This window comes from Mesorhizobium sp. M4B.F.Ca.ET.017.02.2.1, assembly GCF_003998955.1.
GTDB lineage: Bacteria > Pseudomonadota > Alphaproteobacteria > Rhizobiales > Rhizobiaceae > Mesorhizobium > Mesorhizobium abyssinicae.
Map to the genome: position 1 here is coordinate 1 of NZ_RZOF01000487.1, position 3433 is coordinate 3433.

Sequence of the window (3433 nt, forward strand, 5' to 3'; positions counted from 1 at the left end):
CCCTTGGCCCTCAGGAGCGAGACACGTTCATCGGTCGCTAGCCAGTCGTCGAGAATTGAATCGGAGACGCGACCTCCGTGGGCATCACGGCGCCATGGAAACGGCAGGGTCGGCATGTCGACGGCTTCGGCTTTCGGGTGCACACCGAGCTTGTCGTATGGGCTTAGTCCGCGGAAGGTCGTGTCCACCAGACGTCGAGTGTTGGGGCACCAGAAGGCCCTTTCGATCGGCGTGACATTCATGTCGCCGAGCCGTAGCCGGAAGCCATTCGGACTGACCGTCATGAACCTTTGCAACGTCGACCATGCTGCCCGCAGAAGTTCGTTCAAGTCATCCCGAACGCTTGGATCATCGCGATCGAGACCAAGCGCCTGGACAAGCATCCGAACCACGCGAGAAGGTCTTGGACCGTAGGGGTGTGGCCAGAAGCGGACGTATCGGCTTGAGGGAAGCGCAGGCTCGAAAGGTACCATTTCCACGTGGCTCTGGCGGCGGTCAATCCAACGCATCCAACGTTTAGCGTCGAAATCCAGGATGACGTTAGTTCGGACAAAATGCGTAAGGAGAAGGCGCACGAGGTCGCGCCAGTCGTCTGCATTCAACCCTAAGCGCGTTGCGGAAGCCGGAACGACCACGTTGGGCTCGTCCAGGCCGGGAATGGTCAAGCGCAAAAGGCCCAATGTCTCAGCGCTGTTGGCGCGGACGGGCCGTCGCATGATCTCCCGATATAGCATGAATTCAGCGAGCCGCGCTGGGTCGGAGAAAGTCTCTTCGCGCTCGACCCAGAGATTCGAGAGAAAGCGGTTGATTGTGGGCTCAGCGGCGAGTCGATCGACAAGTTGGCGCCAGGCCTTCGGGGTGGCGACCCCTTCGAGCCTGATTCGCGCCAACCGAAGGTCAGCCATGAGGCTGAGAGTGATCCCGTCCTGCTCGTCGGAGGCCAGTCGCTTGAGCTTAGCCTCGATCGCGGCGATGGCCTGGTCGTCCCGCACGGGACGATCCTGCACAAAGTGGTAGAGAAAGCTTCGGACGAAGCCGCGCTCCGATGCCACCTGCAAGTTCGCCGCGTGTCGGGCCGTGCCCTGCCGCGCATCGGTGAAGGTAATCAGTTGCCGGCCGTCGAGCGGCAAGGGCTCGTCAGCGTCAGGTTTTGGCGATAGGTGCCCGACGAGTCCAGGGGTGATCTGAGACATCAAGTAGGGCGCACCCGCGACGAGCGATCGAAGCACGCCGGCCTCGAGGTCCACCTTCTTGGGTGCCCAGCCGCAACATGGACACTCACCTACGTGGCGGCTCGCGGTCGTTGGTAACCCCGCGCCGTCCACGGTCTCGACGATCGCACCGGTTTTTGGCTCGAAGCGGATTATCGGAGACGGCCGTGCCCCGCGCGCCCCTAAATATCGGCGGTTCACGACCGGGGATGTGGTCAGCGGCGCATCGTCTTGTGTGTCGTCTTCGGCGCCGAAGGTTTCGTCGCGATCGAGCGTTTGCTCGAACTCACCGTCCCCTGTGCCGCCTGTCCAGGCCACAAGATGCGATCCGTCGGCAGTTTCTTCAGCCTTGAGCGCACCATCGCCGCATTGAATGCAATAGGCCCATTCGAGCACGAGCGATCCGCAGTGTGAGCAATGCTCTCGCGATTCGAGGAAGACGGCGCCGAAGTGCCAGTCGGCTGCTTCAGATGCGGCGGGCCGCCCGGGACAGGTCGGGTTCACGCAGGCCCAGAGACCGGAAAGCGTCCGGTGGAAGAGGTGTAGGCGGACCGGCAGGATTGAGTCTCCGCCAGCGCTGGCCAGCGCCGGATCGGAATGTGGGTCCTTCGCCCTTGACGCTTCGACAAGCAGGCGCCTCGGGTCTACGTCCGCGCCGCCGATCTGGCGCGCCTGCGCGCTCCAGCCGCTCCAGCCTACGATGGCGCCGGCTCTGAACTGCTCCCTCAGGACCCTTAGCGGTGCAGACTTAGCGAAGATCTCACCGGCCTGGAGCGGTTCCATGCCCGCTATCTCGTCAAGTTCGATGAGATTGCTATTGAGGGCAGGAGAGGCCGGTAGCGACGCCCTAACACCTCTTACCACGTGAATATTTTGCTCTGGTGCGCCTGACAGATCTCGAAGGAAGGATCGTAGCTCGGCGGCGTCCGGGCCGCCGATCGTCGCTGAGGTCGCGACGTATCGGAGCTCTTCGGGTTTGCGACCGAAAGCAAGCGCGACGCGGCGTAGTAGGAGAGCAATTTCGGCCGCCTGGGCGCCGACATATGAGTGCGCTTCGTCCAGTACCACGAAGTCAAGCGTACCTTGTGACGCCCGCAGGATCGGTGCGTCCTTCTGCCGGATCAGCATGTACTCCAGCATGGTAACGTTGGTGACAAGAACCGGCGGAGGCGAGCGCCTGAGTGTCGTCCTATCAGCGACCTTCCAGGGTTCCCCACGCGCGGCGGTGCTCCGCACACTCTCCGGCGTGTCGCCATTGTAGAGGCAGTAGCGCAGCGCTCCGCCGAAGGGGGCGAACCACTTTGACAGCCGCTCCTCCTGGCTGGCGATAAGTGCGTTGAGCGGATAGAGCATCAGCGCGCGCACTCCTTCGAGCGGTTTTGCACCGCTATCGGAGGATCGAACCAGCCCATCCAAAATCGGTGTCAAAAAGCATTCTGTCTTCCCTGAGCCTGTGCCGCTCGACACGATCACCGAAGCGGCGCGTTCGCCGCAAAGCTGCTTCCAAGCGTCCACCTGGTGGGTGTAGGGCGGGTATGCGACTTCACGCAGAACTTCGAGCGTTCTTGGGTGCAAAAGGCCAGCCGGCAATCCGCCCCAACCGCCCTCTAACGGCAACCAGGGATAAGCGCCTTCGACAAACGGTTCGGAGAGGGCCGAGTTAGGCTGACCAGCGCGCGCACCCAAGCCCTCACGCAGATGCCGATTGAGATCGACTGAACGGAGTCGAGCCATACCGACAATCGCATCTGCAGCATCGCGTGGCAGCCGCGCCAGAAGCCTCTCGATTTCCATCACAGGTCCATTCGTTGGGTGGTGCCGGGGTCTATAGTCTCGCGTCCAAGGGCGACGGCGAGAGCGCTCTCGAAGAGCTGACGGTCGTGGAGCCAAGCGGCCCGACATCGTCCGACAACCTGCGGGTTTTGATGGAGTTTGCCGGCCGCCATTCGCGCCGCCACTAGGGGAGCAGCGATCAAATCCGCGAAGGCTGGGTCGTACCGCTCCCAAAGCTCGCGTCGCTCTGGCAGGAGCCCCGCGAGATGCAATCCGGTCGGTGGCTCGCGATGCTCACTCTGACGAGTCACGAACGCTTCGGCGAGTTCCCGAAGCGTTTCCTTCGGACGCCGGCATAGCCTTCCGATGAGGCCGGGTTCCAAATCTGCTCGTGGCGCGACCAATAGGAAGGTGATCCACGCATGAGTCGCTAGCCCGGGCTCCAGATC

2 protein-coding genes are annotated in these 3433 nt (G+C 62.5%); both read right to left on the reverse strand.

The features are described 5' to 3' along the window. The coding region (locus EN738_RS32480) for a DEAD/DEAH box helicase (protein ID WP_189606097.1) at nucleotides 1-3005 on the reverse strand (3005 nt) is incomplete at its 3' end. Continuing rightward, nucleotides 3005-3433: hypothetical protein (locus EN738_RS36005; protein WP_210214100.1), on the reverse strand; the 429-nt coding region annotated here is incomplete at its 5' end. The genes EN738_RS36005 and EN738_RS32480, both read right to left, overlap by 1 nt.